5 protein-coding genes are annotated in these 3,231 nt (G+C 50.2%); all 5 read left to right on the top strand.

Going from position 1 to position 3,231, the window contains the following annotated elements; all coding sequences use genetic code 11:
- Nucleotides 1–112 precede the first annotated feature (112 nt).
- Nucleotides 113–628, top strand: coding sequence for a hypothetical protein (locus tag PHI12_14380; protein ID MDD5511971.1), 516 nt, complete (start codon nt 113–115; stop codon nt 626–628).
- A 201-nt stretch (nt 629–829) separates the two neighbouring features.
- The gene (locus tag PHI12_14375) at nt 830–1,969 is read left to right on the top strand and encodes a DNA polymerase III subunit beta (GenBank protein MDD5511970.1); all 1,140 of its coding nucleotides are present in this window, start codon (nt 830–832) and stop codon (nt 1,967–1,969) included.
- A gap of 179 nt (nt 1,970–2,148) precedes the next feature.
- Complete coding sequence (locus PHI12_14370; protein MDD5511969.1) at nt 2,149–2,445, top strand: hypothetical protein; 297 nt, start codon at nt 2,149–2,151, stop codon at nt 2,443–2,445.
- A 34-nt stretch (nt 2,446–2,479) separates the two neighbouring features.
- Entirely contained in the window at nt 2,480–2,962 is a 483-nt protein-coding gene (locus PHI12_14365; GenBank protein ID MDD5511968.1) for a hypothetical protein, read from the top strand.
- Between the two features lie 149 nt (nt 2,963–3,111).
- Nucleotides 3,112–3,231, top strand: a 120-nt coding sequence (locus PHI12_14360) for a DUF5679 domain-containing protein (protein ID MDD5511967.1), incomplete at its 3' end; no start/stop codon positions are given.

The raw sequence follows: 3,231 nt of genomic DNA, 5'->3' as shown, positions 1-3,231 counted from the left end.
AGCGCTTTTTGTTCAATACTGAAGCTGTAAACATAAAGCGCACCTTAACAGTTGAATAGAACGAAACCTTGACCTGAGCGCTTGCCCTAGTAATGACAGGGGGGATAAGCGAATGACTACAGCGTTAGCGTGTCCGCAAGATGAAAGCCCCCTATCCTATGCCAGGCTTTCCGGTGAGTGGCTTAACTGGTATCAAGTCGCTCACCGCTTTGAGCACAAAGTGCCCGCACAGGATAGAGGGGATATTAGGCATAATATCATAATCGAGCTAGCCAAAGCCAGAGCCAGAGACGGCAAGCCAATACCGATACCGAGAGCTTACCGTATTGCCTCTTTAGTGGTAGCCCTATACTGGAGACAAGAGACCCGTAAGCCGACGATGTTAAGCCTTGATACCGAGATAACTAACGGAGACGGAGAGACCACCGAGCTGATTGATACCATCGCCGATGATAAGGCGATTGACCTCTCGGCGTGGCTTGACGCTAAAACGTGGCTACTCGGTTGCCCGATACGGCTAGTTCAGATTGCCCGCAAAAAGCAAAGGGGGGAAGCCTTGACCTCATACGAAAGGCTTTACCTATACAGGTATAGGAAACGAGAGCAAAAGATTTTAGTAGCGGGATGATAACGTTTCACCCTCTATTTACAGTATATATAGTGGGAGCGCTGATTATGCCAGCGGGTTGCGGGTAATCGGTAGCTTACTACTAAAAGCTATCCGGCAGCCTTGCCCACTACCGAGTAGCTAAACAGGGGGTGAAACCAAATAGAACAACTAAATATCGAGGGCAAGCGTTCAGGTGAGGGTTTCGTAGCGCACAAGGCGGTGCTGGTAAACGCTCTGGAGAGAGCGCTCTCCGAGCGGGTAACGCTACTTAACGACGTTACTCTAGGGCGTCGAGGTTTCCTTACCTATCTTAAGGCTTTAGGCGGTTCTAACGTCGTCAAGATAACGCCGTCTAACGGTAATGCCAGCGGGTTGCGGGTTACCGATAAAACGCTGAAAGTGGTTTGTGGAGCCAATACCAGTTACCTTGCCGATAGCCAGTGGATTGGCGATAACACGCCGGTTACCCTGTGCGACGTAAGGATAAGCCCGAATAACTCGGTCAAGCCTAACCTCGGAGCGCTGGAGCTAGCCGAAGCCTTATCAAGGGTATTACCCTTTACAGCTAGAGAGGACACTAGACCGATACTACAGTGTGTCCTCTTTAGGGCGATAGAGGGTAAGCTCTATCTGGTGAGTGCCGATGGCTTTAGGCTTTCCGTTATTTCCCTTGATTATGACGACGGAGAGGGTGAGGCTTTAGTCAACCGAGAAGAGCTTAAGGGGATATCGAGCGCCTTACGGAGAGCGAAGCGGGTAAGGTTAGCTTTCGAGGGTGAGGACTTAAAGTCTCTCATACTTGATACCGAGCTAGTCCGCTACAAGTGGATTAGCGATGACGGCAAGTTTCCCGAATATGAGAAGCTAATCCCCTCGGAGCATAACTGTATTACCAGCTTTGATACTACCGAGGCGATAAGTGCGGTAAACTCACTGAAAGCCCTATCCGATACCAATTCACATCCGATTGACCTTACCATCGGTAACGGTAAGATAGTAATGGCTAATCCCGATGATAAGGGAAACGCCGAGATAAGCGCCGAAACTCAGGGTGAGGTAAGGATAAGGCTTGATGGTAGCTATCTAGCCGAAGCGCTTAAGGCTTGCGGGGGGATGGCAGAGCTAAAGCTCACCGACGGCAAGTCGCCAGCGCTCTTTACCACTAACGGCTACAAGTTGGTGGTAATGCCAATGCTCACCAGTGAGGTTAAGCCGGAGCCAGCACAAGCCGAGCCGGAAGCTGAAACCGAGCCAGAGGTAGAGGTAGAGACCGACGCCGTCGCTGAAGCTGAAGCGGTAATCAAAGAGAGTAAGCCGAAGCGTAAGGGCAAGGTAAAAGAGCCGGTCGCTGTAGCCTGAAACTGAACGCTTGAACTCAAAGGAAAGACACGCACAAAGAGGGTGTTGTGAAGCACCCTTTTTGTGCTTATTTTTTGTAAGTGAGGGGGTATTGCTCTCCAGTGCGTGGGAGTGATACTCCCTCTTTGTTTCTGCGTGGCCAGGGTCAGGAGTAAATCAGTAATTGAAAGGGGGTTATTGTGCCCATTAAGTGGAGCGCGCTACTGGTAAGTGAGGCGATGGACATGGTAGAGGAGATGGTAGACCAGGCCGCTGATCCGCTTGCGCAGGCCAAGGCTGTGGCTAACGAAGCCCGGAACATACCCAACCTGCCCCAGTATCTCGATCAGCGCCTGCTACGTCTTGTTTGTGATATCGAGCGGATAGACTACATCAAGTCCTCAATTAAGGCTGTCCGTAATGATTTACCAGAAGGGGCAGTAGAAGCGGAGAGACAAACTGCCAGCTACGGCCGGCAGCCGGTATTAGTCGGCTAATGAGTTCAAATAAAGAAAATATAGGAGGGTTTTTGTGCCAAAAACAGGTGATATGGTAAGTGATATCGTGGGGATATTCACTGACCCGATTCTGGTATTCCCTGGGGGATGGGGGGATACCTTGCCCGACTGGATTAAGGGAGCCATCACGCTGGACAGGCTGGAGATGGGTATTAAAGCCTCTAAGGGCGAAGTGGAAACTGGTACTGATGCCGAGGCCTGCGCCTATCTCTATACCGCCGGACTAAGTTTCCCGATGGATCACGACTGGAGCCGGATATATCTTTATGTTTCTACCAGGACCTATACCCGTCATAAGGGTGGCCAGATGCCGGAGGATATCCGGGTAGATAGCCTTGATGATTACCAGATGGGTGAGCTTAAGAGGCTGAAGGACTGGATATACTGTCAGCGGGTCAAGGTAAGGCAGGAACGGGAGAGAGCGGATAGACGAATAGAAAGGGAGGAAGCCGAAGTACAAAGCAAAGCCGAGCAGCCGGAGCTATTCGAGTTCTAAAGGAATCCGATTTATTTGAAAGGCCTGGGGGAAGAAATTTCCTCAGGCCTTTTTCTTTATCATTACATCAGTGCCTATTGACTTTACCTTACGAGTGGTTTAAGCTCAGGGAAAACTATGGAGGGAGGTAACCTATGCAAGCATACTGTATGAAATGTAAAGCCAAGAAGGAAATGAAGAACCCCAAGAGCATTACCATGAAGAACGGAAGACCCGCTACTCAGGGGATTTGCCCCGTTTGCGGCACCAAGATGTTTAGAATTGGTAAG

It is taken from the genome of Dehalococcoidales bacterium, assembly GCA_028716225.1.
In the GTDB taxonomy this organism is placed as follows: domain Bacteria; phylum Chloroflexota; class Dehalococcoidia; order Dehalococcoidales; family UBA5760; genus UBA5760.
Note: the sequence above shows the minus strand (reverse complement) of the source record. Positions and strands in the feature narration are given on the sequence as shown.

Coding starts and splice junctions, on each gene's coding strand:
- PHI12_14380 (MDD5511971.1), top strand. CDS start 113: ATGACTACAGCGTTAGCGTGTCCGCAAGATGAAAGCCCCCTATCCTAT.